This is a genomic window from Mesorhizobium opportunistum WSM2075 (assembly GCF_000176035.2).
In the GTDB taxonomy this organism is placed as follows: domain Bacteria; phylum Pseudomonadota; class Alphaproteobacteria; order Rhizobiales; family Rhizobiaceae; genus Mesorhizobium; species Mesorhizobium opportunistum.
This window is the reverse complement of sequence record NC_015675.1, coordinates 3,002,617-3,027,039: the sequence shown is the minus strand read 5'-3', so window position 1 is coordinate 3,027,039 and position 24,423 is coordinate 3,002,617. Positions and strand designations below refer to the sequence as shown.

Sequence of the window (24,423 nt, the reverse complement as noted above, 5' to 3'; positions counted from 1 at the left end):
GTCGGTTTCGGACGGCGGCTTGCGTCGCCATGCAACCAGACCTCGTAAGGAGCCGCCCATGGCCGTGACGTCCGCTGCGGTTCGGCCGCGCCCATCAATCCTGTCGCGTCTGGCCGAAAGCCGAAATGTCCTGGGCTTCGGCTTCATGCTGCCGGCGGCGGTGCTGCTGCTGGTCTTCCTGACATACCCGCTGGGGCTTGGTGTCTGGCTCGGTTTCACCGATGCGCGCATCGGCCGCCCTGGCGTCTTCGTAGGTATTGAGAACTATGAGTATCTGTGGAGCGATAGCGTCTTTTGGCTCTCGGTCTTCAACACGCTGCTCTACACTGTCAGCGCTTCGATCCTGAAATTTGCGCTCGGGCTCTGGCTGGCGCTCATCCTCAACGAGAACATTCGCTTCAAGTCCTTTTTTCGTGCAGTGGTGCTTTTGCCCTGGGTGGTGCCGACGGTGCTTTCGGCGATCGCCTTCTGGTGGATCTACGATTCGCAGTTCTCGATCTTGTCATGGGCGCTGCAGCAGATGGGACTGATCGATCATCGCATCAACTTCCTCGGCGACCCGACCAATGCGCGCGCGTCGGTTATTGCCGCCAACGTCTGGCGCGGCATTCCATTCGTCGCCATCACTCTGCTGGCGGGTCTGCAGACCATCCCGCAATCGCTATACGAGGCCGCCACCCTCGACGGCGCCAGTCGGTCGCAGTTGTTCCGCTACGTGACCCTGCCGCTGCTGACGCCGATCATTGCCATCACTATGACCTTCTCAGTGCTGTTCACCTTCACCGATTTCCAACTGATTTATGTGCTCACTCGTGGCGGCCCGGTAAACGCCACTCATCTGATGGCGACATTATCGTTCCAGCGCGGCATTTCCGGAGGCCAACTCGGCGAAGGCGCGGCAATCGCCGTCGCCATGATCCCCTTCCTGCTGGCGGCGATCCTGTTCAGCTATTTCGGCTTGCAACGGCGCAAATGGCAGCAAGGCGGCGGAGACTGACATGGCCGCGATCAAGCAACCGGAACGCATCAACAACGATGAAGGCGGCATGGGCTATTTGCAAAGCCTGCCCCGTCGGGTTGTGACGGTCTATCTGCCGCTTCTGGTGTTTATGATCGTGCTCCTGTTTCCCTTCTACTGGATGACGATCACGGCAATCAAGCCGAATGCCGAGATGACCGACTACGTGAACTACAACCCGTTCTGGGTTGATCACCCGACATTGCAGCACGTACGTTATCTGCTGTTCGAGACCTCCTATCCTGGTTGGCTGCTCAACACGATCATCATCTCGACCGCCGCCACTTTCCTGTCGCTGTTGGCAGCGGTGCTGGCGGCCTATGCGATCGAACGCCTGAGATTCTCGGGCGCGCGGCAGGTCGGCCTTGCAGTGTTCCTGGCCTATCTTGTGCCGCCTTCGATTCTATTCATCCCGCTATCGCTGATGGTGTTCAACCTCGGCCTCTATGACACCCCGTTCGCGCTGATCCTCACCTACCCCACCTTCCTCGTCCCCTTCTGCACCTGGCTGCTGATGGGCTATTTCCGCTCGATCCCGTTCGAACTGGAAGAATGTGCTCTCATCGACGGTGCGAGCCGCTGGCAGATCCTCACCAAGATCGTGCTGCCGCTGTCAGTCCCTGGCCTGATTTCCGCCGGCATCTTCGCTTTCACGCTATCCTGGAACGAGTTCATCTACGCGTTGACCTTCATTCAATCGTCCGAAAAGAAGACGGTGCCAGTCGGCGTGCTCACCGAGCTGGTTCGCTCCGATGTCTATGAGTGGGGCGCGCTGATGGCCGGCGCGCTGATCGGGTCCTTGCCGGTGGTGGTGCTCTATTCATTCTTCGTCGAGCACTACGTTTCCTCAATGACCGGCGCGGTAAAGGAATAACGCCGTGCGACCGAACGCCGTTGGCAGATTAGCCACGGGAGGCGAGCAATGAAACTCGCTTGGAGATCGAGAAGCTTCTATTTCGGCGAACCGCCCCGTAAATATTAGGATTACGTTGGTCGCTGAGGGCTGCCAATTTCTACCGAAAACGTTAGCGGATGGTTCGCCAAGTCGTTTCCTTCGTATTCTCTCGTATGGTCTGGCGAACCAAAGGACCAAGAAGACGACTGGTTACGAGCTTCGAGATATCGCCAATGTAGCCCCAGGTCGCCAGGAACTCCTGGTAGTGAATGACCGAAATGGGCCGCGAGCGAACGGGCCGCTTTCTGTGGCCAAGGTGGGATAGAACACCATGCGGACCACCCTAGGCGAGCAATTGATAAAACCAGGGTCGACCAAGCCGATACCGTTGCGCGACAGAAGGCAACTACCCGAGGGTTTGGCTTGCTAAGGCATAGGTCCTCAACGAGCTGCCGTAAGGAACAGCGGCAATGCGTTTGCCCAGCGACATGGTCACCACCGTGTCAAATACCGGCATTCCGCTGTGCGACAAAAAGGCGGCGAACTCGCCATTGTCCATATGGGTGTCGATGCGCAGGAAAGACCCCGAATGGTCGGCCACGTGCGGCCGGACGACCGCCAACGCGTCGGCGTCGCTAACCGCCACGACCGGTCCCACGACATGGCCCCGCCCGAACGGCCGGCAGAGCGCGAAAGCGCTCAGCGTATCGCCCTTGAAAAGACCATAGCCGGCCGAGTGTGCGAAAAGCCGTTCGATGAGCGCCGCCCGCCTCACGCCAAACCCGGCCGCGTCGAGCGCGATCACAGCGGCAATGTCATTTTCGCCCAAACTTCGGACATCGCCTCGAATATTTGCCGGCCTGCCCGTCATCTGCAAGCTGGCGATGCCCTGGCATTGATAGACGGTCTTCTCCGGCTGGAAGTCGAGCGAGAGATAGAGCCGCCTTGCCGCGCGCGTTGCATTCAGGCGCAGATCGCGCCCGGCGACCTTCTCGAAGACCCGCTTCATCAGCCATTGCCCCGCCCCCAGCGTCTGCAATCGCGGCGAGGTGATGACCATCCCCACTGTGGCGAAATCGGCACCATGCGCGAACCACATGGCCGAGCCGAGAACGCGGCCGATCTCGTCGAGCGCCACGAACCCGTCTCCCATTTCGCGAAGGAACTGCCAGTCCTCGGCGCGATGCGGCCATCCCACGGCGAGCGAGTGTGCGTGCAAGCGGTCCAGTTCGACGCCTTCGATGTCGCCGATCCGCATCGAGAAAGTGTCGATTTTCAAGCTTCCGGACGGCTTCAAGTCCATGCCCCTACAAGATTGTCCTACCGAGCGCGGCACAACGACAGCCACCCTCTGCCCGCCAACGCTAAACGAGCGGACCGGTACGATCAGCTCGAAAGCCGCGCGGCAACGCAAGATTCAACTGAAACATTTCAGCTTTCGGCACGCAATCGCGAAAGAATGCACACACTCTCTCTGGAAATCTAGCAGCATATGGTCGACGGCTCCGATCCCGGCGAACCCGAACGTTTTGAGGACTGGAATGGACGTCTTCGACATCCTCGATCGTCTCGTCGCTTTTCCAACGGTCGCCGGCAGGCCGAACGGCGATATCGCGGGCTGGATCAAGACCTATCTCGCTGAACACCGAGTTCAGGTCACCGTGCTTCCGGGGCCGGAAGGCGATCGTTCCAATCTTTTCGCGACGATCGGCCCCGCCGATGTCCCCGGCTATATCCTGTCCGGCCATATGGACGTCGTTCCCGCCAGCGAGCCGCAATGGAGTTCGAGCCCTTTCGCACTGCGCAAGGAGGGCGAACGGCTCTATGGACGCGGCACCACGGACATGAAGGGGTTTCTTGCCGCGGCACTCGCGGCCGTGCCCGCGCTGACGGGACTGCGCCTTGCCGGGCCTATCCACCTCGCCTTTTCCTACGACGAGGAGGTCGGATGCCGTGGCGTGCCGCATTTGATCGCCCACCTTCCCGAATTGTGCGCGAAGCCGTTGGGCGTCATCGTCGGCGAGCCGAGCGGCATGCGCGCCGTGCGCGGCCATAAGGGTAAGGCCGCCGCCCGGGTGATCGTCAACGGGCGCTCGGGCCATTCCTCGAGGCCCGATCTCGGGCTCAACGCCGTCCATGCCATGGCCTATGCGCTGAGCGCCGCCGTGAGCGAAGCCGAGCGGCTGACACACGGTCCGTTCGATGCCGCCTTCGAGCCGCCCTACTCCTCGCTGCAGGCGGGCGTCGTGGCAGGCGGACATCAGGTCAACATCATCCCCGACACCTGCACTTTGGACCTGGAGGCACGCGCCATACCTGGTGTCGACCCGGCAAGCCTGCTCGCGCCGGTCAAGGCGCGGGCAGAGGCCCTCGTGGCCGACGGTTTTCGTATCGAGTGGAGGCCGATGAGCGCTTATCCGGCGCTGTCGCTGCCTCAGGATACGGCGCTTGCGGCACTGCTGGGCGAACTGACCGGCGAAGCGCCGCTCGCCGCCGTCAGCTACGGCACGGAGGCCGGACTTTACCAGGCCGCCGGGCTCGATGCGATCATTTGCGGACCCGGCGACATAGACCGCGCCCACAAGCCTAACGAATACATCCTTGCCAGCGAACTCACCGCCTGTCAGCGAGTGATCGAGGCTCTGGGCGTCCGCTGCGCGGCATGAGAGGAACGGAATGACATTCCTGTTCAATTCCGATGCACGCCGCGGCGCGATCTTCTGCGAGGTATTCGCGACAGAACTGCCGGATGTTCCCATCACGATGGATGCCGCGACGGTCGATCCCGACGCCGTGCGCTATCTGATCAGCTGGACCGTGCCGGACAATCTCGTTGTTTATACGAACTTGGAAATCCTGTTTTCCATCGGCGCCGGCGTCGACCAATTTCGCCTCGATGCGGTACCTGCGAACGTGAAGGTCGTGCGCATGATCGAGGAAGGCATCGTGCGCATGATGCAGGAATATGTGACGCTGGCCGTACTCGCGCTCCACCGCAACCTGCCTGGATATCTCGCGCAGCAGCGCGCCGGCGAATGGGCTGACATCGCGCAGCTCCAGGCCGGGGCGCGCCGGATAGGCGTGCTCGGCCTCGGACAGCTTGGCCAAGCCGTCCTCGACCGCCTGAAGCCCTTCGGCTTTCCGCTCGCCGGATGGAGCCGCTCGCCCCGGCGGATCGAGGGCGTGACCTGCCACCATGGCGAGCCCGGGCTGAGCGAGATGCTCGCCGTCAGCGACATATTGATCTGCCTGCTGCCGCTGACCGAGGAGACGCGCGGTTTGCTCGATGCCGGCCTGTTTGCGCAACTGCCTGAGGGGGCGGCAATCGTCCACACCGGCCGCGGGCCGCAGCTCGACGACGAAGCCCTCGTCACCGCGCTCGACAGCGGCCACCTTTCGGCGGCGATGATCGACGTCACCGATCCCGAACCGCTGCCGGCAGGTCATCCGTTCTGGTTGCATCCGAAGGTCATCCTGACCCCGCATGTCGCCAGCGTCACCCAGCCCGCCAGCGCAGCAAAGGCGGTTGTCGAAAACATCAGGCGTTACCGCGCCGGTCTTGATCCCATCGGGCTCGTCGACCGGTCGCGCGGCTACTAAGTGCATCTCACCCGGAAGTGTGCAGCGGTTCTGGGACAAAGACACATCAAGCCAAGATCCTCCAACATGAAAGGCCATCCCTTGTCCCTGCTCAAGACCGTCGATACCAGACCTGTCTTCCAGCCGCGCGAATCCGCGGCGCTGCCCGAACGGCTGATTTCCGGCGACCCTGGCTTCAAAACCTGGGCGCAGGATGTCGCCAAGGGCGACCTCGTCCATACCGGCGTCTGGGAGGCGACGCCCGGCGAAACGCGCTCGATCAAAGGCGAGACTTTCGAGTTCTGCCACATCCTCTCCGGGTTGATCGAAATCACGCCCGACGGCGGCAAGCCGGTGACCTATCGCGCCGGCGACAGCTTCGTGATGAAACCTGGCTTCACCGGGGTTTGGAAGACCATTGAGACGGTACGCAAGATCTACGTGACCGTAGGGTAACGGGAGGGCGGAGGCGCCGGCCTCCGCAACAGATTTTGCCGTCTGTCATCGCCGGCACACAACAATCATCCGCGACCGATCGTCGAACGGCGCATGCTGCGCCAGAGCCCGCGCTAGGCTTCTGCAGAATATTCCAGAGTGGGTACCATGGGCTTGAGCTTCGATCCGGATACCGTCTCGCTTCCCGTCGGTCATTTCATTGGCGGGGAGATGATCGCGGCCGAGAGTGCCATCGAGATGCGCCGTCCGTCGGATGGCAAGGCATATGCCGGCTGCCCCGTGGCCGGCGTCGATATGGTCAATCGTGCGGTGGAAAGCGCCAAGGCGGCGCTGAAGGCCAGCAACTGGGGCGGCGTTCGGCCGCGCGAACGGACGAAGGCGCTCCAGGCCTGGGCCGACCTGATCGAGGCGGAGGCCGAAACGCTGGCCAGGATCGAGGCGCTGTGCTCCACCCGGCCCGTCGGCCAGCTCGTTGCCGGCGATATCGCCATCACCGCCGAGCAGATCCGCTTCTTTGCCGAGTTCGCCGACAAGGAAGGCAGCGAGCTCGTGCCGACCGACGACGCCACTCTCGGCATGATCATGAGCGAGCCCTATGGCGTGGTCGGTGCGATCACGCCCTGGAATTTCCCGATCTCGATGGCCGGATGGAAGCTTGGTCCAGCATTGGCCGCGGGCAATGCGGTCGTTCTGAAGCCGTCGGAAATGACACCCTTCTCGGCAGTCTACATGGCGCAACTCGCCGTGAGGGCGGGCCTGCCGGCAGGGCTCATAAACGTCGTGCTGGGAGACGGCCCGACGACCGGCACGGCACTGACCGGCCATCCCGAGATCGCCAAGGTCTCGTTCACCGGCTCGACCCGCGCCGGCTCAGCGATCATGGAGAACGTCGCTCGCACCGGCGTCAAGCCGATGACGCTGGAACTCGGCGGCAAGAGCCCGCAGATCGTCTTTGCCGATGCCGATATGGAGAAGGCCACGACGGCCATCGCCGGCAGCGTCACCTTCAATGCCGGTCAGGCCTGCGTCGCCGGCACGCGCCTGATCGTCGAGAGGAGCGTGGCCGACAGGTTGACGGCTGCCATCCTGGAGAGGATGAAGGCGGTGCGGCCCGGCCCGACCTGGAACGAGGCGACGCAGTATTCGCCTGTTATCTCGGAACGGCAGCGGGCCCGTGTCGACAGCATCGTGCGGTCCGCGATCGAGGCCGGCGGCGAATGCCTGACCGGTGGCGGCGTCATGGACAGCCCCGGCTATTTCTACCAGCCGACGCTGATCTCTGATGTCGACCAGGCCAATCCGGCGATCGTCGAGGAAATCTTCGGCCCGGTCCTCACCATCCAGACCTTCGAGACCGAGGAAGAGGCGCTGGCGTTGTCCAGCCATCCAACCTACGGGCTGGCTTCCGGCCTGTTCACCGCCGACCTGTCCCGCACGATCCGTCTGGCAGGCAAGCTCGAAGCGGGCACCGTCTGGATCAACCGCTACAGCCGCTCGCGCGACCATATCCTGCCGACCGGCGGCTACAAGCGCTCCGGCATCGGCAAGGATCTCGGCCGCGAGGCCTATCTCGCCAACCGCAGGACCAAGAGCGTCCTGATCAGCCTCTAGAGAGATGCCGATGAAGCCCTACTTGATCGCTTTGATCCCCGGTGACGGCATCGGCCGCGATGTGACCGCCGCCGCCTGGACGGTGCTGGAGACCGCAGCCAAACACGCGGGCTTTGCCTTGACGGGAACCGAGTTCCCTTGGTCCTGCAAATTCTACAAGGATACCGGCCGCATGATGCCCGAAGACGGCATCGAGAGCTTGCGCGGCTTCGACGCCATTCTTCTGGGCGCCGTCGGCTGGCCGGCGGAGGTCCCGGATTCCGTTTCGTTGCACGGCCTGCTGCTGCCGATCCGCAAGGCATTCGTGCAATACGCCAACATCAGGCCGCACCGCCTGCTGCCGGGCGTCAAGGGCCCACTGCGTGCCGAGAGCTTCGACATATTGTGCATCCGCGAGAACACCGAGGGCGAATATTCGGGCGCCGGCGGGCGCGTGCATCAAGGCACTCTGGACGAGGTCGCGGTGGAAACCTCGATCTTCACCCGCGCCGGCGTCGAGCGCATCCTGCGCTTCGGCTTCGAGCAGGCGCGGACACGGCGCGGCAAGCTCGCCTCCGTCACCAAATCCAACGCGCAGACATATTCGATGGTGTTCTGGGACGAGATCACGCGAAAGCTGACTGCGGAGTACTCTGACGTCGATGTCACCAGCTATCATGTCGATGCGCTCGCCGCGCGCATGATCATGGCGCCGGAGAGCCTCGACGTGGTCGTCGCCTCCAACCTGTTCGGCGATATCCTGACCGACATCGGCGCAGCGATCCAGGGTGGGCTCGGCTACGCCGCCTCGGCCAACATTAATCCCGACCGCTCGGCACCATCCATGTTCGAGCCTGTGCACGGGTCGGCGCCCGACATCGCGCATCTGGGCATCGCCAATCCCATCGCCACTATATGGTCCGGCGCCATGATGCTCGACCATCTCGGCGAAGCGGCCGCAGCCGGGCGGGTCATGCAAGCGGTCGAGGCGACAACCGCGCGCGGCATTGGAACCATTCCGGGCAAAGACAGAACGCAGGCCATCACGGCCGCCGTCGTCGCAGCGCTCTCCTGATTGCAAGGTCGTTTTCGATGAAAAATCTCAAAGACAAAAGTCTCTTCCGCGAAGCCGGCCTGATCGACGGCAAATGGGTCGCCGCCGGCTCCGGCAAGACGGTCGATGTTGTCGATCCGGCTGCTCAATGCGCGATCGGCACGGTGCCCGACATGGCCGGTCATGAGACCCGGGCGGCCATCGAGGCCGCGGCGTCCGCTTATGCTGGCTGGAAGAAGAAGACCAACGCCGAGCGCGCTGGCCTCCTGGAGGCCTGGCATGGCCTGATGCTGGCGCATCTGGACGATCTCGCGCTGATCCTGACGACGGAACAGGGCAAGCCGCTGGACGAGGCCAAAGGCGAGATCCGCTACGGGGCGTCCTTCGTCAAATGGTTTGCCGAGGAGGCACGCCGCATCAACGGCCACACCATCCCCTCGCCGACGCCGGACCGGCGTATCATCGTGCTCAAGGAGCCGGTCGGTGTGTGCGGCATCATCACGCCGTGGAACTTCCCCAACGCGATGATCACCCGCAAGGTCGCGCCGGCGCTGGCCGCCGGCTGCACGGTTGTGATCAAGCCATCCGAGTTCACGCCCTATTCGGCGCTGGCGCTCGGCGTGCTTGCCGAACGCGCGGGCATCCCTGCCGGCGTCATCAACATCGTCACCGGCATGCCGGCCGAGATCGGCAACGAGATCATGGCCAACGAGACCGTTCGCAAGATCTCCTTCACCGGCTCGACGCGGGTCGGTTCGCTGCTGATGCGCGGCGCGGCCGATACTGTCAAACGGCTCAGCCTCGAACTCGGCGGCAACGCGCCCCTCATCGTCTTCGACGACGCCGATCTCGATCTCGCCGTCGAGGGCGCGCTTGTCTCGAAATTCCGCAATGGCGGACAGACCTGCGTCTGCGCCAACCGCATCCTCGTCCAGGCCGGTGTCTACGAAGCCTTCGCCGCCAAGCTTTCCGCTCGCGTCAACGCCATGACGGTCGGACCGGGCACTCAAGCCGGTGTCGCCATCGGGCCGATGATCAACATGGCGGCGGTCGAGAAGATCAACCGCCATGTCCAGGACGCGCTCGCCAAGGGTGCTTCGATCATCACAACGAGGCCGGCATTGCCGGACGGTCCTCAATATGTCGCGCCGCTGGTGCTGACCGGCGCCACGAAGGACATGCAGCTTGCCGGTGAGGAAACGTTCGGCCCGGTCGCACCGCTTTTCCGGTTCGAGACGGAAGAGGAGGCGATCACGCTCGCCAACGGCACGCCCTACGGGCTTGCTTCCTACTTCTACACCGAGAACCTGAAACGCGCCTGGCGCGTCGGCGAGGCGCTGGAGTTCGGCATGGTGGGGCTCAACACCGGCTCGGTCTCGATGGAAGTCGCCCCCTTCGGCGGCGTCAAGCAGTCCGGCCTCGGCCGTGAGGGGGCGCAGGTCGGCATCGAGGAATATCTCGAGATGAAGAGCTTCCACATGGGCGGGCTCAGCTGAGGCCATTTGGCTGAGAGCCCAAAGCGGACCGTATCGAAGCTCACTGGATCCGGTCGAGCGCCTTGTAATAGAGGCCGACCATCGGCAGGAACCAGGGCTTGCCGGAATAACCGGGAATGGCAGGCCACTTGAGCCCCTTCATCGGATTGCGGTCTTCGCGGCCGAGCATGGCATCGGCCAGGACCATGCCGAGATGGGTGGAAAGCTGCGCGCCGTGGCCGGAATAGCCCATCGCGTACCAGACCCCGTCATGATAGCCGGCCCGCGGAAAACGGTCCTTGGTCATGTCGACCAGCCCACCCCAACAATAGTCGATCTCGACCTTGGCGAGCTGCGGGAAGATCGCCGCGAGGCCCCCCTGCAATATCTGTCCGCTCTTCGAATCCGAGCGCTGGTCCGAAGTCGCCGAGAAGCGCGCGCGACCGCCGAAGATCAGGCGCCTGTCCGGTGAAAGCCGGAAGTAGTTGCCGATATTCATCGAGGTGACGCATGTCCGGTTGCCGGGCATGGTGGCAGTGATCTCGGCGTCGCTCAACGGCCGCGTGGCGATGATGAAGCTGCCGACGGAGATGATCCTGCGGCGAAAATAGCTGAAATTCGGCGTGGTATAGGCGCCGGTCGCTACCAGCACATTGTCGGCGCTGATGCGGCCGCGGGAGGTCGTCAGCTCATGGATGCCACCGACCTGCTTGCGGTCGGTCACCGCCGCATTCTCGTGGATGATGGCGCCGTGGCGGGCGGCGGCTGTCGCAAGGCCTGCCACATAGCGGCCCATATGCATCATGGCGCTCTTCTTCGACAGCATCGCGCCGTGGAAGGGCGAGCCGATCTCGGATTTGAGGTCGACCGCCGACAGCAGCGCCGTATCCGGATCCACTTCCGCATGGAGGGCTTCGAAATTGCGGGCGATCGCTTGGAAATGCTGCGGCTTGGAGGCGAGCTTCAGCTTGCCGGCGCGGCGGAAATTGCAGTCGATGCCCTCTTCGGCAACCAGCGCCTCAATGGTGTCGACGGAGTCGTCGAGCGTGCGGTAGAGCGCGATCGCGCGTTCCTTGCCGAGTTCCGCCTTGGCAGAGAGGTAGCTGTGAGCGAGGCCGTTGTTCAGGTGCCCGCCATTGCGGCCGGATGCGCCCCAGCCCACGCGCTGCGCCTCCAGCACCGCCACCTTCGCGCCGGCCTTCGCCAGTTGGCGCGCCGCAGCGAGACCGGTGAAGCCGCCACCGACGATGACGGCATCATAGTGCCCCTCGACCGGGCCTTGCGCTCCGCCGGAAAAGACAGGGGCGGTATCGTGCCAGTAGGAGATCAATTTCATCGACGATCCGCCTGTTTCAAAGCCCGACCACTCCCGGGAGACCCGAAATGTCTGATATCTCGACATAGCCATAGTAAGGGTTTGCCGGTTCGTGGCCGCGATTGACCCAGACCTTGTTCGTGATGCCGAGATCATGTGCCGACATCAGGTCGTAGCGGAACGAGGACGAGCAGTGAAGAATATCTTCCGGGCCGCAGCCCAACCTGTCGAACATATATTCGAAGGCCTTGAACCGTGGCTTGTAAGCCTGCGCCTGCTCGGCCGTGTAGACGGCATGGAACGGCGCGCCGAGCTTCTCGACATTGGACATGATCTGCGCGTTCATGGCGTTGGACAGGATGACCAGCGGAATTTCCTTGGCGACCTTAGCTAGGCCGGCTGGGACATCTGCATGGGGCCCCCAGGTCGGGACACGTTCATAGACCATCCTGGCGTCGTCAGGGCTGAAGGCAACACCATTGCGCTTGCAGGCCCGCTCGAGCGCGTTGTGGACAACGTCGGCGTAAGGCTTCCAGTCACCCATGATCTCGTCGAGCCGATAGGCGGCGAAGTTCTTGATGAACTCCTGCATACGCGGTTCGTCGAGCCGGCTGCCGTAAAGGTCTCGCGCCGCTTCCGCCATCTGGAAATTGGTCAACGTACCGTAGCAGTCGAAGGTAATATATTTGGGCCTGAAAGAAGCCATGTCCGTCGATCTCCAGTGGAAGCACATTCGCGTTGGGAAGCATTTCATCATAGGACAGGTGGTGGCGACCCACCTGACCGAAATCGCCCTCCCGAAAGCAGAAAGTTCCGTATCCACCATCCGGTTTGGCACGCTGTGGCATCTGGTGTGTCGAACGCGGCGCCGCGCGTGACGTGAAGCGCCTCCGCCGAGCGGGCGCCAGCACAAGATGCGGCGCACCGCTTGCGCTACGGCGAAAGATACCGCCGAGGCCGAAGCCTTCAGACGATTTGCGACGCGACAATGGTCGAGACTTGAGGGCAGACGGAAGGATGCCTCATGCAGCAGGGCGAGATCGAGATTCAGGACTTCGGGCCGGACCATATCGAGGGAGCCGTGGCGCTTTCTCGCCAGGAGAATTGGCCGCATCGGCCGCAGGACTGGCAGATGGCGCTGCAGCTCTCGAGCGGCGCGGTCGCGCTCGACGACCAGGGCCGTGTCACCGGAACCATCCTGGTGACACCCTATGGCGCGGACTGCGCCATGATCAACATGGTGATCGTCGACAGGAACGTGCGTGGCAAGGGGCTCGGGCGCCGGCTCATGGATCAGGCCATCGCCCTTGCCGGCGACCGTCCGCTGCGGCTCGTCGCGACGAATGACGGCATGCCTCTCTACCAGAAACTGGGCTTTGTGCCCTCCGGCACGATCCGGCAGCATCAAGGTACGGTTGCAGCGCTCGGCGTGCCGGATGGAGTGGAAGCCGCAAGCATGGACGAGCTGCCGGACATCAAGGCGCTGGACCGCAACGCCTATGGCGCCGACCGGCAAACCCTGATCGATGCGCTGGCCGAGCGCGGCCAATTCGCAATCATCGGCCGCCACGGCGTGATTGAAGCCTATGCCGCAATCCGCCCGTTCGGACGCGGTGAGGTGATCGGACCGGTCATCGCGGAAAGCGCTGACACCGCGAAGGCCCTGATTACCTTCTTCGCCGCGAACCGCCCCGGCGCCTTTCTGCGCGTGGATACCGACAGCAGGACCGGCATTGCCGGTTGGCTCGAGGAAATCGGCCTCACCCATGTCGGCGGAGGCGTGGCCATGGACCGTCCGCCCAAGAGCGTCGCGGAACAGACCAAGCCAAAAGTTTACGCCCTCGCCAACCAGGCGCTCGGCTAGGAGGACAACAATGCTCGCGAATTCCCTGATCGAACTCGATCGCGCCCACCTCATCCATCCGGTCTCATCATACCGCGGCCATGAGGCCCTCGGCGTGCGCGTCTTGAAATCGGCGAAGGGGGCGACCGTGACCGATGCGTCAGGCCGGCAACTCGTTGACGGTTTCGCGGGGCTGTGGTGCGTCAATGCCGGCTATGGCCATGACAGCATCGTCGAGGCTGCGGCCCGGCAGATGCGCGAACTCCCCTACGCCACCGCCTATTTCGACCTCGGCTCGGAGCCGGCCATCCGCCTCGCCTCGGAACTGGCCGAGCGCGCGCCAGGCGACCTCAATCACGTCTATTTCACGCTCGGCGGGTCGGACGCGGTCGACAGCACGATCCGCTTCGTCCGCTACTACTGGAATGCCAAAGGCGAGCCGCAACGCGACCAGTTCATTTCCATCGAGCAGGGCTATCACGGGTCATCGGTGGTCGGCGCGGGCCTGACCGCGCTGCCCGCCTTTCACGCCGGTTTTGGCGTTCCCTTTGAATGGCAGCACAAGATCACCTCCCCCTATCCCTACCGCAACCCGGTGGGCGAGGACGGCAATGCGATCATCGCCGCATCACGCGCCGCGCTGAAGGCCAAGATCGAGGCAATCGGACCGGAGCGGGTCGCTGCCTTTTATGCCGAGCCGATCCAAGGTTCGGGCGGCGTCATCGTCCCGCCGAAAGGCTGGATAAAGGCGATGCGCGAGCTCTGCCGGGAGTACGGCATCCTGTTCATCGCCGACGAGGTGATCACCGGCTTCGGCCGAACCGGACCCTTGTTCGCCTGCACCGATGAGGACATCGTTCCCGATTTCATGACGACCGCGAAGGGGCTGACTTCGGGCTATGTTCCCATGGGCGCCGTGTTCATGGCCGATCATGTCTACGACGTCATCGCCGACGGCGCGGGCAGTTCGGCCGTTGGTCACGGCTACACCTATTCCGCCCACCCCGTCAGCGCCGCCGTCGCGCTTGAAGTGTTGAAGCTCTACGAAGACGGCCTGCTGGAGAACGGCATCAAGGCCGGCGCTCGCCTGATGGCGGGCTTGGAGGGCCTGAGGGACCACCCGCTCGTTGGCGACGTGCGCGGCCGCGGCATGCTTGCCGCGATCGAACTGGTGGTCGACAAACAGAAGAAGACCCCGTTTCCGGCGTCGGCCATGCCGGCGCGGCGCGTCTTCGACAGGGCGTGGGACAACGGCCTGATCATCCGTGCCTTTGCGCATGGGGTTATCGGCTATGCACCACCGCTCTGCTGCACCGACGCCGACATCGACGCGATCATCGAGCGCACGCGCCGGACGCTCGACCAGACACTGGACGATCCCGATGTCCGTCAGGCAATGGCATGACCGCGGACGAATACCCTGCGTTTCGAAATAGCGCCGGGGCAGACGATTTCGCAATTTTGTGCCGCCCCCTCACGTCTTTTCGGCGAATCCAGCGCGGGGGAAGTGCCAGACTGTTGATAAGACAAGGCCAGAAAGCCCGGATTTCCGGGCCTTCGAAAAAGGCCTACGCCCCGGACAGCACGGAATTTTGTTCTGTTCAACACATGCAATTCGGCCGCGTGCAGAGGAGACCCAGTCTTGGCCAGGGGCTTTAGCGAATTCAAATACATGACCTTCGATGTGGTCGGCACGCTGATCGATTTCGAAGGCGGCATCACGACCTGCCTGGCCGGGATTGCCGCCGAGGCCGGCGTTCCGCTCGACGGCGAGGAAGCGCTGAGCCTTTACCGGCAAGCCCGCTACATGCCCGATGCAGGCCTGTTCCCGGACGATCTCGTGCGTGTCTACAGGGTCATCGCACCACGGCTCGGCCTGCCGGCCGAGGAAAGATACGGCATGCGCCTGCGGGACTCCGCCAGCGTCTGGCAAGGCTTCCCCGACAGCGCGGCTGCATTGGCGAAGCTTGCAAAATCGCACAGGCTGATTGCCATGACCAATGCCCGGCGCTGGGCGCTCGATCATTTCGAGAAGCAACTCGGATCGCCCTTTTTCGCCACCTTCACTGCCGACGATACAGGCACGGAAAAACCAGACCCGGCCTTTTTCCAGAAGGTCTTCGATTTCGTCGCCTCAAGGGGCGACAGCAAGGAGGACATCCTGCACGTCGCGCAAAGCCAGTATCACGATATCGGCATATCCCGGGCGCTTGGCATGACCAATTGCTGGATCGAGCGCCGGCACGCCCAGAAGGGCTATGGCGGCACGATCGAGCCCGAGCGCTTCACCACGCCGGACTACCACTTCACGTCAATGGCGGCCCTTGCCGCCGCCGTGCGGGAAAGCCTGAAGCAACGAACCTGAGCCCAACCCGGAAAGCCGCGTCAAGACGAGCAAGCCGGAAAACAAACGAAAAGGGGAATGATATGACCGACAACATCACGAACTGGACCAGCGCAGACGATGCCATGGTCGAAAATGCCATTCGGCGGGGCGCGAGCCGCCGCGAACTCCTCAAGATGCTGTTGGCCGGCGGCGCTGCGGTTGCCGCGGGCAGCGTGGTGCTTGGCCGCGCCACCAATGCCGTCGCCGCCACGCCGGTTTCCGGCGGCAGTTTCAAGGCGGCTGGCTGGTCGTCCTCGACCGCCGACACGCTCGATCCGGCAAAGGCGTCGCTGTCGACCGACTATGTCCGCTGCTGTTCGCTCTACAATCGCCTGACTTTCCTCGACAAGGATGGCGTCACGCAGATGGAGCTGGCCGAAAGCTTCGACAGCAAGGACGCCAAGACCTGGACCGTGAAGCTGCGTAAGGGCGTCACCTTCCACGACGGCAAGGCCCTCACCGCCGACGACGTCGTCTTCTCGATGAAGCGTCATCTCGATCCGGCGGTCGGTTCCAAAGTCGCCAAGATCGCCGCGCAGATGACCGGCTTCAAGGCGGTCGACAAGTCGACCGTGGAAATCACGCTGGCCGATCCGAATGCCGACCTCCCGACCATCCTGGCGCTGCATCACTTCATGATCGTCGCCGATGGCACCACCGACTTCTCCAAGGGCAACGGCACCGGCGCCTTCGTGCTGCAAACGTTCGAACCGGGCGTGCGGTCGGTCGTCACCAAGAACAAGAACTACTGGAAGTCGGGCCAGCCCTATCTCGACTCTTTCGAATTCATCGCCATCAGCGATGACAGCGCCCGCGTGAACGCCCTGCTGTCCGGTGACATCAATTTCGCCGCCTCCATCAATCCGCGCGCGATGAAGCTCATCGGCGGGCAGCAAGGCTTCGAACTGTCGAAAACCACCTCGGGCAACTACACCGACCTCAACATCCGGCTCGACATGGATCCGGGCAACAAGGCCGACTTCGTGGCCGGCATGAAATACCTCGTCAACCGCGAGCAGATCGTCAAATCGGCATTGCGCGGCCTCGGCGAAGTCGGCAACGACCAGCCCGTCTCGCCGGCGAACATCTTCCACAATGCCGACCTCAAGCCGAAGGCGTTCGACCCCGACAAGGCCAAGTTCCACTTCCAGAAGTCGGGCTTGCTCGGCCAGTCCATTCCCGTGATCGCCTCCGACGCCGCGACCTCGTCGATCGACATGGCGGTGATCATCCAGGCCGCCGGCGCCGACATCGGCATGAAGCTCGACGTCCAGCGCGTCCCGTCCGACGGCTATTGGGACAATTACTGGCTCAAGGCGCCGGTCCATTTCGGCAACATCAACCCACGCCCGACGCCGGACATCCTGTTCTCGCTGCTCTACGCCTCCAACGCGCCGTGGAACGAAAGTCAGTATAAGTCGGAGAAGTTCGACAAGCTGATGATCGAGGCGCGCGGCTCGCTCGACCAGGCCAAGCGCAAGGAAATCTACGGCCACATGCAGACCATGGTCTCCGAGGAGGCCGGCACCATCATCCCGGCCTACATTTCCAACGTCGATGCCCTCTCCAGCAAGGTGAAGGGTTTGGAGGCGAACCCGCTCGGTGGCATGATGGGCTACGCAATGGCGGAATATCTCTGGCTCGAAGCCTGAGAGGCGCCTGCCAGGGATCGGACAGCCGGTCCCTGGCACCTTATTGCGCAACATCGCTTGGCCGAACGCAACCGCAGGAGCGCTTTCATGACGTCTGGGGTTCTAAACCTCGTGTTAAAGCGGCTGGCAATCGCGGTGATCACACTTCTGATCGTCCTGTTCGCCGTTTTTTTCGCCACTAGCATGCTGCCCGGCGACACCGCGTCGATCCTGCTCGGCCAGGCGGCGACACCCGAAGCGGTCGCCGGCCTGCGCGAGGCCATGCATCTCAACGATCCGGCAATCCTTCGCTTCCTGCGCTGGCTTCTCGGCCTGCTCCACGGCGATCTCGGCACTTCCTATGCCAACGAGATGCCGGTCGCGGCGCTGATCGGCGGGCGCTTCGTCAACACCATGGAACTCGCCGGCATCACCACGCTGCTCTCGGTCCCCCTGGCCCTGACGCTGGGCATCACCGCCGCCATGCTGCGCGGCTCCCTCTACGATCGCACCGTCACCATACTTTCGATCGGCGTCATCTCGGTGCCGGAGTTCATGGTGGCGACTCTGGCGGTCCTGCTTTTCGCCGTCTATCTCAAATGGCTGCCGGCGCTGTCCTCGGTCAATGAGGCGCATACGCTGACCGACCTCGTACGCATTTATGCAATGCCGGTGATCACGCTGACCTTCGTCATCTCCGCACAGATGATCCGCATGACCCGCGCCGCGGTGATCGAGACACTGTCCACGCCTTATGTCGAGATGGCGCTTCTCAAAGGCGCCTCACGCGGCCGCATGGTGCTCAAGCACGCGCTTCCCAATGCGCTCGGGCCGATCGTCAACGCGGTTGCGCTGTCGCTGTCCTATCTGGTCGGCGGCGTCATCATCGTGGAGACGATCTTCAACTATCCCGGCATCGCCAAGCTGATGGTCGATGCGGTCGCGACCCGCGACCTGCCGCTGATCCAGAGCTGCGCGATGATCTTCTGCCTCGGCTACCTCTTGCTCATCACCGTCGCCGACATCATCGCCATCATGTCCAACCCGAGGCTCAGGTGACGATGGCGCGCGTGGCAGCTTCGCGACGGTCCTTCCTGGGCCGCAGCTACAATCTCGTGGGCGTGGTGGCCGCGCTGGTCATCCTGGCGTGGACGCTGATCGCCATCTTCGCGCCCTATATCATTCCCCATTCGATCGGCGACATCGTCGACGATGATTATTTCGGCCCGATGCGACAGGGCCTATGGCTCGGCTCGGATTATCTGGGCCGCGACATGCTCTCGCGGGTGCTGATGGGGGCGCGCTACACCGTCGGCATATCGCTCGCCGCCGTGGCCATCGCCTGCTTCTGCGGCGTGGTGCTGGGGATGATCGCGGCCGTCACCGGCGGCTGGCTCGACACCTGCCTTAGCCGTTTTCTCGATGCGATGAACTCCATCCCCAGCAAGCTGTTCGGCCTTGTCGTCGTCGCCGCGGTCGGCTCGTCGATCCCGGCGCTGATCATGACGCTCGCCGTCATCTATATCCCCGGCGCCTACCGTTTCGCGCGGGCGCTCGCCGTCAACATCAACAGCATGGACTTCATGACCGTCGCTCGCGTCCGTGGCGAAAGCACCGCCTATCTCATCGGATCCGAGATCCTGCCCAACATCATCCGCCCGGTGCTGGCCGATTTCGGCCTGCGCTTCGTCTTCATCGTGCTCTTGCTCTCCGGCCTGTCCTTCCTCGGGCTCGGTCTGCAGCCGCCGCTCGCCGACTGGGGCGCGCTGGTGCGCGAGAACATAGGCGGCCTGCCCTTCGCCGCGCCCGCCGTCATCGTTCCCTCGCTGGCGATCGCCAGCCTCACCATCAGCGTCAACCTGCTGATCGACAACCTGCCGCAGAAGATCAGGGACAGGGACGCATGAGCAATCTCGTCGAAGTCAGGAACCTGAGGATCGAGGCGACGACGGACTCGGGTCGTGTCGTCGAAATCATCAAGGGCGTCAGCCTCGACATCGCCGATGGCGAGATCGTCGCTCTGATCGGCGAGAGCGGTTCCGGCAAGACGACGATCGCACTCTCGCTGATGGGCCATGCGCGGCCTGGCTGCCGGATCGCCGGCGGCCAGATCAATGTCAACGGCAAGAACATGGCGGCACTTTCCGAAAAGCAGCGCGCAAGGATGCGCGGCACCGACATTGCCTATGTACCGCAAAGTGCTGCCGCCTCCTTCAACCCCTCGTCCACCATCATCGAGCAGGTGATCGAGGTTACGCGCATCCACGGGCTGATGTCCCCCGAGCAGGCGCGAAAGCGCGCGGTCGAGCTGTTCCGGGCCTTGTCGCTGCCGGATCCGGAAGGGATCGGCGCGCGCTACCCGCACCAGGTTTCGGGTGGGCAATTGCAGCGGCTCTCGGCGGCCATGGCGCTCATCGGCGATCCCAAGCTGATGATCTTCGACGAGCCGACGACGGCACTCGACGTGACGACGCAGATCGACGTGCTGAAGGCATTCAAGTCGGTCATGCGGGCGGGCGGAATAGCGGGGGTCTACGTTTCCCACGACCTCGCGGTCGTCGCCCAGATCGCCGACCGCATTGTGGTGCTGAAGGGCGGCGAAGTGCAGGAGGCCGGCACCACGGCTCAGATACTTTCGGCTGCCCAGCATCCCTATACACGCGAACTGCTGGCTGCCTTCGAGCCGAAACCGCGGCAAGCGCATGCGGACGCCGATGCCGGCGCGAAGCCGTTGCTGCGCATCGACAATGTGACAGCCGGCTATGGCGCGATACGGGCTGACGGACTGCCGCTTATCCGCGCTGTCAATACCGTCAGCCTGATCGTCGAGAAGGGGCGCAATCTCGGTGTCATCGGCGAATCCGGCTGCGGAAAATCGACGCTGGCGCGCGTCATCGCCGGCATCCATCCGGCAGCGGCCGGCGACATCGTCTTCGACGGCAGGGAGCTGGAGCGCACCGCCAGGAAACGCAGCCAGGACCAGCTGCGCGAGATGCAGATCGTGTTCCAGTATGCCGACACAGCGCTCAATCCGGCCAAGCCCGTGGAGGACATCATTGCCCGGCCGCTGGCGTTCTATCACGGGCTCGACAGGCAGGCGCGCTCGAAGCGCGTCGACGAACTGCTCGACATGGTTCGCCTGCCGAGAACGCTGCGCTACCGCCGCCCGTCGGAACTCTCGGGCGGCCAGAAGCAGCGCGTGAACTTCGCGCGCGCCCTGGCGGCCGGCCCCAAGCTCATCATCTGCGACGAAATCACTTCGGCGCTCGACACGGTGGTGGCGGCCGCGGTGATCGAACTGCTCAAGGAACTGCAGCGCGAGTTGGGCCTTTCCTACATTTTCATCAGCCACGACCTCTCCGTCGTCGAAGCGATCTGCGACGAGATCATGGTCATGTACAATGGCGAGCGGGTGGAGCAGATCACGCCCGACAGGCTGCAGGCGCCCACCCACCCCTATTCCAAGCTTCTGTTCTCCTCGGTGCCGAAGCTCGATCCGACCTGGCTCGATGGCCTCGTCCGCGACCCCGAGCTGGTCAGCCAATACGGCCATCGCTAGAGCGGCTCAGCATTTTACGGGAACGGTGAGCCGCTTCGACTACATCGGAAACAGGCTGGGCAGCGGCATGTGGGCCTTGACGATAGGTGACTTCAGCACCACGAAGCTGAAATACTTGTCGATGCCGATATCCATGTCGCTCAGCCGCTCCATGATCTCCTGGTACTCGCCGATGCCGGCGGCGACAAATTTCGTCAGATAGTCGTAGCGGGCGGAAACGCGGTGGCATTCGACGGCCGCATCGACCTTGTCAATGGCGGCAAGGAAACGCGAGAAGTCGATCTGGCGATGGTTCTTGAGCGTAATTTCCGTGAAGACGGTGAGCGTCCGCCCCAGCTTTGCGATGTCGATCTGCGCCGAATAGCGTACGATATAGCCTTCAGCATGCAGCTTCTTCACCCGCATCAGGCATGGGCTGGGGGAGAGATTGACCCGTTCCGCCAGCTCCACATTTGTGATGCGGCCGTTCTTCTGCAGCTCGTAGAGAATCTTGATGTCGATTCGATCGAGTTTCACGGCCCATCTACAATTGCGAGCAGAGCCGGTAGGCCTCATAGATCGACGAGTAGATGTCCCGGCTGGCAACCGCGTCTCCAATGCGGTGCAAGACGAATGATCCGGCAGCTTGCGGACCATTGTCCCGCCTGGTTTCCGTGCCCGTGATCAGGGCTATGTCGGTGACGCCGTTGTTGGCTGAGCGCGCCCGCAAGTCCTGATAGGTATCCTCCATGGGCACCGTGCCGCGCTCGACAATGAGTTGGGCTGCGGTCATTTCCGTTTCCGCACCGGTGAGCTCGTGCCGGAACGTGGCGGCGATGCCGTTGCCTTGGCGCGCGGCCTTGACCAGGCGCACATCGCTGACGACGCGGATGCCGCTTTCCGCGGCGCGTTTGCGAAAACTCACCCTGTCCGGATAGGGCGTCTCGATCGCCAACGTGTCGTCCGCTATGGCCAGGCTGATCACGCGCCCCGGACGGGCAAGATGCAGGCCGCAGGAAACTGCGGCCTGGCGTCCGGTCTCGTCGTAGATGAGCACATCGTCTTTCGCCGGCACGACCCCGGTCAGGACGTCCCAGACGCTGTCACAATGTTCGGCGCCCTCCAGCCTTTCCATATCGGGAACGCCGCCGGTGGCGACGATGACCGCATCCGGTTGGTCGGCAAGGACGATTTCTGCGTCCGCATAGGTGTTGAGACGGACTTCCACGCCAAGGCGCGCGAGTTCGTCGACGCGCCAGTCGACTATGCCGATGAGATCCTTGCGATCGGATGCCGAGGCCGCGACGAGCACCTGCCCGCCAAGGCGCGCTCCGGCTTCGAGCAGGCTCACTCGGTGGCCGCGCTCGGCAGCAACCCTTGCCGCTTCCATCCCACCCGGACCACCGCCGACCACGACCACCCGTTTCGGCGTTTCAGCCCGCACGATGGTATGGCTGATGATCGTTTCATGGCCGCTGGCCGGGTTGTGAATGCACTGCACCTTCTTGTACAGGCAGTAGGACGCCCCGACACACGGGCGAATGCGTTCTTCTTCGCCGCGCATCATCTTGTTGACGATATCGGGGTCGGCAATATGCGCCCGAGTCATGCCGACCAGGTCGACAAGGTTTTCGCGGATGGCATGCCGCGCTGTCGCTATATCCCGGATCGCTGCGGCATGGATCACGGGCAGTCTGGTTTCCCGTTTGAACTGCCCGACCAGCGGCAAAAACGGAGCGCTCGGGCTAAACATGCCGGGCATGTTCTGCTCAGCCAGCGACAGGTCGGTGTCCATGCGGCCAAAAATGCAATTGAAGAAGTCGAGATGACCTTCCCGTTCGAAGAGCCTGGCAAAAGCAAGGCATTCGTCGAAATCGGATCCGTCCTTGGCCGCCTCGTCGATCACGAACCGGATGCCGACGGCGAAATCGTCGCCCACCGCGCGGCGGATCGCCTCGTGAACCATCAGGCCGAAGCGCGCGCGGTTTTCCAGCGAACCGCCGAATCCATCCGTGCGCCTGTTGGTTCTGAGCGAGAGGAATTGACCGATCAGATGGCCGCCGGTGACGGTTTCGACGCCATCCAGACCGCCGTCCAGGCAGCGCCTTGCGGCACTGGCGTAATCCTTGATGATCCTGTCGACGTCCGCGGCGTCCATCTCCTTCGGAAAATTCCGGTTTCTCGTCTCGCGAACGCGTGACGGCGCCACCGGCGGCAACCAGTTTCCTGCATAGGCGGTGGCACGCCGGCCAAGGTGTGAGACCTGGCACATGACGGCGGCGCCGTGGCGATGCACCCGCTGCGATAGCGATTGGAGATGAGGCACGATGCGGTCGGTGGAAAGGTCCAACTGACCGCCGCCCCAGCTCGAATCGGGCGACGTCATGGCCGAGCCGCCCACCATGGTCATCGCAAGGCCGCCGCGCGCTTTCTCCTCATGGTAGCGCTGATAGCGCTCGAGCGGCAGGCCGCCATCGTCCAGCATCGAGGCATGGCTGGTGCTGACGACACGGTTGCGCAGCGTCAGACCCTTGAGCCGAAACGGCTGAAGCAGAGGATCGCTGGATGTGCTGCCCGCTTGGGATGCCGCTGTCTTCATGTTCTGCTCCGGCCATTCATCAGGGTTATAGTTCGCCATTTCCGAGCTCATAGAAAGCTTGAAAATCGTTGGGGTGCCTATACGCTGGACGCATGGCTGGTTTTGCAAAACTCGTTCCCTCCGCGCGCGGACTGCTTGTCTTCGAAGCTGCCGTCCGGTCGGGTAGCTTCACGGCCGCGGCGCGCGAGTTCAACGTCACGCAACCATCGATCAGCCGCAGCATTGCCCAACTCGAGGCCGATTTTGGTGTGCCTCTTTTCACACGAGGCCCAACGGGATTGACCCCGACCCCGGACGGACGTGTGCTCTATTCGGCCGTGCGGGAGGGATTTGACGGCATCGCGGAAGTGATCCGCAGGATCAAGCAGAACAGCGCTGCAAAGCCGGTGGTCACCCTTTCCCTTTCGAGTTCTCTGGCAACCTATTGGTTCGTTCCCAGGTTAGGGGCTTTCAACACGAGGTTTCCCGACGTCGATCTGAGGTTCGAACTGACCGCGGGCGTTCTGCGAGGACCCGCCGAGAATGTCGACCTGGCCACGAGAATCCTGACCGATGACGACCCCCACTATCACCACTGGGCATTCTCGCCTGAGATCATCGTTCCGGTGTGCAGCCCATCCTATTTGTCGGCCCACGGTCGGCTGATCCATGCCGGAACCGGGGAAGGTCATGCCCTGCTTCACCTGACCGACGCCAAGGAGCAATGGCTGGACGCCTGGGGCAGTGTGGCGGACCGCAAGACCAGCAGGGCAAAGTGGCTCGAATTCTCGGACTACGCCGTCGTGCTTCAAGCCGCGATGAACGGGGAAGGCGTGGCGCTCGGCTGGCTCAGCAACGTTTCAAGGGCATTGCTTCAGGGAACCCTTGTCCCGGCCTCGGACAGGCAGATCAAGACGGGCCGGATCCATCGGCTGATTGCCCCGCGCTCAAGGCCGCTACGACCTGTCGTGTCCGACATCTGCGCCTGGATGATCGCCGAGATGCAAATCGAATTGAAGGCACTGCACCCGATATTGGGGCCGGACATCTTGTAGCGGGCTGCAG

Annotated in this window: 22 protein-coding genes; 17 read left to right on the top strand and 5 right to left on the bottom strand. The window is 63.1% G+C overall.

Translation table 11 applies throughout. From position 1 onward, the window contains the following. Positions 1-58 precede the first annotated feature (58 nt). Together MESOP_RS14520 and MESOP_RS14515 are read left to right on the top strand one after the other, a co-directional pair. Positions 59-997, top strand: coding sequence for a carbohydrate ABC transporter permease (locus MESOP_RS14520; protein ID WP_013894067.1), 939 nt, complete (start codon positions 59-61; stop codon positions 995-997). 1 nt (position 998) lies between these two features. Next, positions 999-1,892 carry a carbohydrate ABC transporter permease gene (locus MESOP_RS14515; RefSeq protein ID WP_013894066.1) on the top strand — a complete coding sequence of 298 codons (894 nt, stop codon included), beginning with the start codon at positions 999-1,001 and terminating at the stop codon, positions 1,890-1,892. Between the two features lie 427 nt (positions 1,893-2,319). Here the strand turns inward: MESOP_RS14515 and MESOP_RS14510 are convergent, their stop codons facing one another. Next, a complete protein-coding gene (locus MESOP_RS14510; protein ID WP_013894065.1) occupies positions 2,320-3,216 on the bottom strand; it encodes a GNAT family N-acetyltransferase in 897 nt (298 codons plus the stop codon). A gap of 238 nt (positions 3,217-3,454) precedes the next feature. On the opposite strand from MESOP_RS14510, the gene argE reads away from it, so the two are divergent. From argE to MESOP_RS14480, 6 genes are all read left to right on the top strand, one after another. Beyond that, positions 3,455-4,579: an acetylornithine deacetylase gene (gene argE, locus MESOP_RS14505; RefSeq protein ID WP_013894064.1), complete on the top strand. Its 1,125-nt coding sequence runs from the start codon at positions 3,455-3,457 to the stop codon at positions 4,577-4,579. Positions 4,580-4,589: 10 nt separating this feature from the next. Further along, positions 4,590-5,513: a 2-hydroxyacid dehydrogenase gene (locus MESOP_RS14500; RefSeq protein WP_013894063.1), complete on the top strand. Its 924-nt coding sequence runs from the start codon at positions 4,590-4,592 to the stop codon at positions 5,511-5,513. 81 nt (positions 5,514-5,594) lie between these two features. After that, entirely contained in the window at positions 5,595-5,948 is a 354-nt protein-coding gene (locus tag MESOP_RS14495) for a cupin domain-containing protein (RefSeq protein ID WP_041164678.1), read from the top strand. Positions 5,949-6,095: 147 nt separating this feature from the next. Beyond that, positions 6,096-7,559, top strand: coding sequence for an aldehyde dehydrogenase family protein (locus MESOP_RS14490; protein ID WP_013894061.1), 1,464 nt, complete (start codon positions 6,096-6,098; stop codon positions 7,557-7,559). A gap of 10 nt (positions 7,560-7,569) precedes the next feature. Further along, positions 7,570-8,613: a tartrate dehydrogenase gene (locus tag MESOP_RS14485; RefSeq protein ID WP_013894060.1), complete on the top strand. Its 1,044-nt coding sequence runs from the start codon at positions 7,570-7,572 to the stop codon at positions 8,611-8,613. A gap of 17 nt (positions 8,614-8,630) precedes the next feature. After that, complete coding sequence (locus MESOP_RS14480; protein ID WP_013894059.1) at positions 8,631-10,088, top strand: NAD-dependent succinate-semialdehyde dehydrogenase; 1,458 nt, start codon at positions 8,631-8,633, stop codon at positions 10,086-10,088. A gap of 40 nt (positions 10,089-10,128) precedes the next feature. Here MESOP_RS14480 and MESOP_RS14475 read toward each other — a convergent pair whose 3' ends face one another. Then, a complete protein-coding gene (locus MESOP_RS14475) occupies positions 10,129-11,403 on the bottom strand; it encodes an NAD(P)/FAD-dependent oxidoreductase (protein ID WP_013894058.1) in 1,275 nt (424 codons plus the stop codon). Between the two features lie 16 nt (positions 11,404-11,419). Next, entirely contained in the window at positions 11,420-12,088 is a 669-nt protein-coding gene (locus MESOP_RS14470) for a haloacid dehalogenase type II (RefSeq protein ID WP_013894057.1), read from the bottom strand. On the opposite strand from MESOP_RS14470, the gene MESOP_RS33645 reads away from it, so the two are divergent. The 8 genes from MESOP_RS33645 to MESOP_RS14435 all read left to right on the top strand — a co-directional run bounded on the left by MESOP_RS33645 (position 12,087) and on the right by MESOP_RS14435 (position 20,801). After that, positions 12,087-12,260: a hypothetical protein gene (locus MESOP_RS33645; RefSeq protein ID WP_224729596.1), complete on the top strand. Its 174-nt coding sequence runs from the start codon at positions 12,087-12,089 to the stop codon at positions 12,258-12,260. The genes MESOP_RS14470 and MESOP_RS33645 overlap by 2 nt on opposite strands. 146 nt (positions 12,261-12,406) lie before the next feature. Next, positions 12,407-13,246, top strand: coding sequence for a GNAT family N-acetyltransferase (locus tag MESOP_RS14465; protein ID WP_013894056.1), 840 nt, complete (start codon positions 12,407-12,409; stop codon positions 13,244-13,246). A 10-nt stretch (positions 13,247-13,256) separates the two neighbouring features. Continuing rightward, positions 13,257-14,630, top strand: a complete 1,374-nt coding sequence (locus MESOP_RS14460) for an aspartate aminotransferase family protein (protein WP_013894055.1) — start codon at positions 13,257-13,259, stop codon at positions 14,628-14,630. A 267-nt stretch (positions 14,631-14,897) separates the two neighbouring features. After that, complete coding sequence (locus MESOP_RS14455; RefSeq protein ID WP_412033901.1) at positions 14,898-15,590, top strand: HAD-IA family hydrolase; 693 nt, start codon at positions 14,898-14,900, stop codon at positions 15,588-15,590. Positions 15,591-15,652: 62 nt separating this feature from the next. Further along, complete coding sequence (locus tag MESOP_RS14450) at positions 15,653-17,263, top strand: ABC transporter substrate-binding protein (protein ID WP_013894053.1); 1,611 nt, start codon at positions 15,653-15,655, stop codon at positions 17,261-17,263. An 87-nt stretch (positions 17,264-17,350) separates the two neighbouring features. Continuing rightward, complete coding sequence (locus MESOP_RS14445; protein ID WP_013894052.1) at positions 17,351-18,301, top strand: ABC transporter permease; 951 nt, start codon at positions 17,351-17,353, stop codon at positions 18,299-18,301. A 2-nt stretch (positions 18,302-18,303) separates the two neighbouring features. Continuing rightward, complete coding sequence (locus MESOP_RS14440; RefSeq protein WP_013894051.1) at positions 18,304-19,149, top strand: ABC transporter permease; 846 nt, start codon at positions 18,304-18,306, stop codon at positions 19,147-19,149. Further along, positions 19,146-20,801 carry an ABC transporter ATP-binding protein gene (locus MESOP_RS14435; protein ID WP_013894050.1) on the top strand — a complete coding sequence of 552 codons (1,656 nt, stop codon included), beginning with the start codon at positions 19,146-19,148 and terminating at the stop codon, positions 20,799-20,801. The genes MESOP_RS14440 and MESOP_RS14435 overlap by 4 nt, the downstream gene beginning before the upstream one ends. 39 nt (positions 20,802-20,840) lie before the next feature. On the opposite strand, the gene MESOP_RS14430 is transcribed toward MESOP_RS14435, so the two are convergent. Further along, positions 20,841-21,317 carry an Lrp/AsnC family transcriptional regulator gene (locus MESOP_RS14430; RefSeq protein ID WP_013894049.1) on the bottom strand — a complete coding sequence of 159 codons (477 nt, stop codon included), beginning with the start codon at positions 21,315-21,317 and terminating at the stop codon, positions 20,841-20,843. 7 nt (positions 21,318-21,324) lie between these two features. Further along, the gene (locus tag MESOP_RS14425) at positions 21,325-23,418 is read right to left on the bottom strand and encodes an NADH:flavin oxidoreductase (protein WP_245265096.1); all 2,094 of its coding nucleotides are present in this window, start codon (positions 23,416-23,418) and stop codon (positions 21,325-21,327) included. A 53-nt stretch (positions 23,419-23,471) separates the two neighbouring features. On the opposite strand from MESOP_RS14425, the gene MESOP_RS14420 reads away from it, so the two are divergent. Next, the gene (locus MESOP_RS14420) at positions 23,472-24,413 is read left to right on the top strand and encodes a LysR substrate-binding domain-containing protein (protein WP_013894047.1); all 942 of its coding nucleotides are present in this window, start codon (positions 23,472-23,474) and stop codon (positions 24,411-24,413) included. The last annotated feature ends 10 nt before the right edge of the window (positions 24,414-24,423 follow it).

Excerpts from the sequence above, each read along its gene's own strand:
- MESOP_RS14520 (WP_013894067.1), top strand. The coding sequence starts at position 59 with ATGGCCGTGACGTCCGCTGCGGTTCGGCCGCGCCCATCAATCCTGTCG.
- MESOP_RS14515 (WP_013894066.1), top strand. The coding sequence starts at position 999 with ATGGCCGCGATCAAGCAACCGGAACGCATCAACAACGATGAAGGCGGC.
- MESOP_RS14510 (WP_013894065.1), bottom strand. The coding sequence starts at position 3,216 with ATGGACTTGAAGCCGTCCGGAAGCTTGAAAATCGACACTTTCTCGATG.
- argE (WP_013894064.1), top strand. The coding sequence starts at position 3,455 with ATGGACGTCTTCGACATCCTCGATCGTCTCGTCGCTTTTCCAACGGTC.
- MESOP_RS14500 (WP_013894063.1), top strand. The coding sequence starts at position 4,590 with ATGACATTCCTGTTCAATTCCGATGCACGCCGCGGCGCGATCTTCTGC.
- MESOP_RS14490 (WP_013894061.1), top strand. The coding sequence starts at position 6,096 with ATGGGCTTGAGCTTCGATCCGGATACCGTCTCGCTTCCCGTCGGTCAT.
- MESOP_RS14485 (WP_013894060.1), top strand. The coding sequence starts at position 7,570 with ATGAAGCCCTACTTGATCGCTTTGATCCCCGGTGACGGCATCGGCCGC.
- MESOP_RS14480 (WP_013894059.1), top strand. The coding sequence starts at position 8,631 with ATGAAAAATCTCAAAGACAAAAGTCTCTTCCGCGAAGCCGGCCTGATC.
- MESOP_RS14475 (WP_013894058.1), bottom strand. The coding sequence starts at position 11,403 with ATGAAATTGATCTCCTACTGGCACGATACCGCCCCTGTCTTTTCCGGC.
- MESOP_RS33645 (WP_224729596.1), top strand. The coding sequence starts at position 12,087 with ATGTCCGTCGATCTCCAGTGGAAGCACATTCGCGTTGGGAAGCATTTC.
- MESOP_RS14470 (WP_013894057.1), bottom strand. The coding sequence starts at position 12,088 with ATGGCTTCTTTCAGGCCCAAATATATTACCTTCGACTGCTACGGTACG.
- MESOP_RS14465 (WP_013894056.1), top strand. The coding sequence starts at position 12,407 with ATGCAGCAGGGCGAGATCGAGATTCAGGACTTCGGGCCGGACCATATC.
- MESOP_RS14460 (WP_013894055.1), top strand. The coding sequence starts at position 13,257 with ATGCTCGCGAATTCCCTGATCGAACTCGATCGCGCCCACCTCATCCAT.
- MESOP_RS14455 (WP_412033901.1), top strand. The coding sequence starts at position 14,898 with ATGACCTTCGATGTGGTCGGCACGCTGATCGATTTCGAAGGCGGCATC.
- MESOP_RS14450 (WP_013894053.1), top strand. The coding sequence starts at position 15,653 with ATGACCGACAACATCACGAACTGGACCAGCGCAGACGATGCCATGGTC.
- MESOP_RS14445 (WP_013894052.1), top strand. The coding sequence starts at position 17,351 with ATGACGTCTGGGGTTCTAAACCTCGTGTTAAAGCGGCTGGCAATCGCG.
- MESOP_RS14440 (WP_013894051.1), top strand. The coding sequence starts at position 18,304 with ATGGCGCGCGTGGCAGCTTCGCGACGGTCCTTCCTGGGCCGCAGCTAC.
- MESOP_RS14435 (WP_013894050.1), top strand. The coding sequence starts at position 19,146 with ATGAGCAATCTCGTCGAAGTCAGGAACCTGAGGATCGAGGCGACGACG.
- MESOP_RS14425 (WP_245265096.1), bottom strand. The coding sequence starts at position 23,418 with ATGGCGAACTATAACCCTGATGAATGGCCGGAGCAGAACATGAAGACA.
- MESOP_RS14420 (WP_013894047.1), top strand. The coding sequence starts at position 23,472 with ATGGCTGGTTTTGCAAAACTCGTTCCCTCCGCGCGCGGACTGCTTGTC.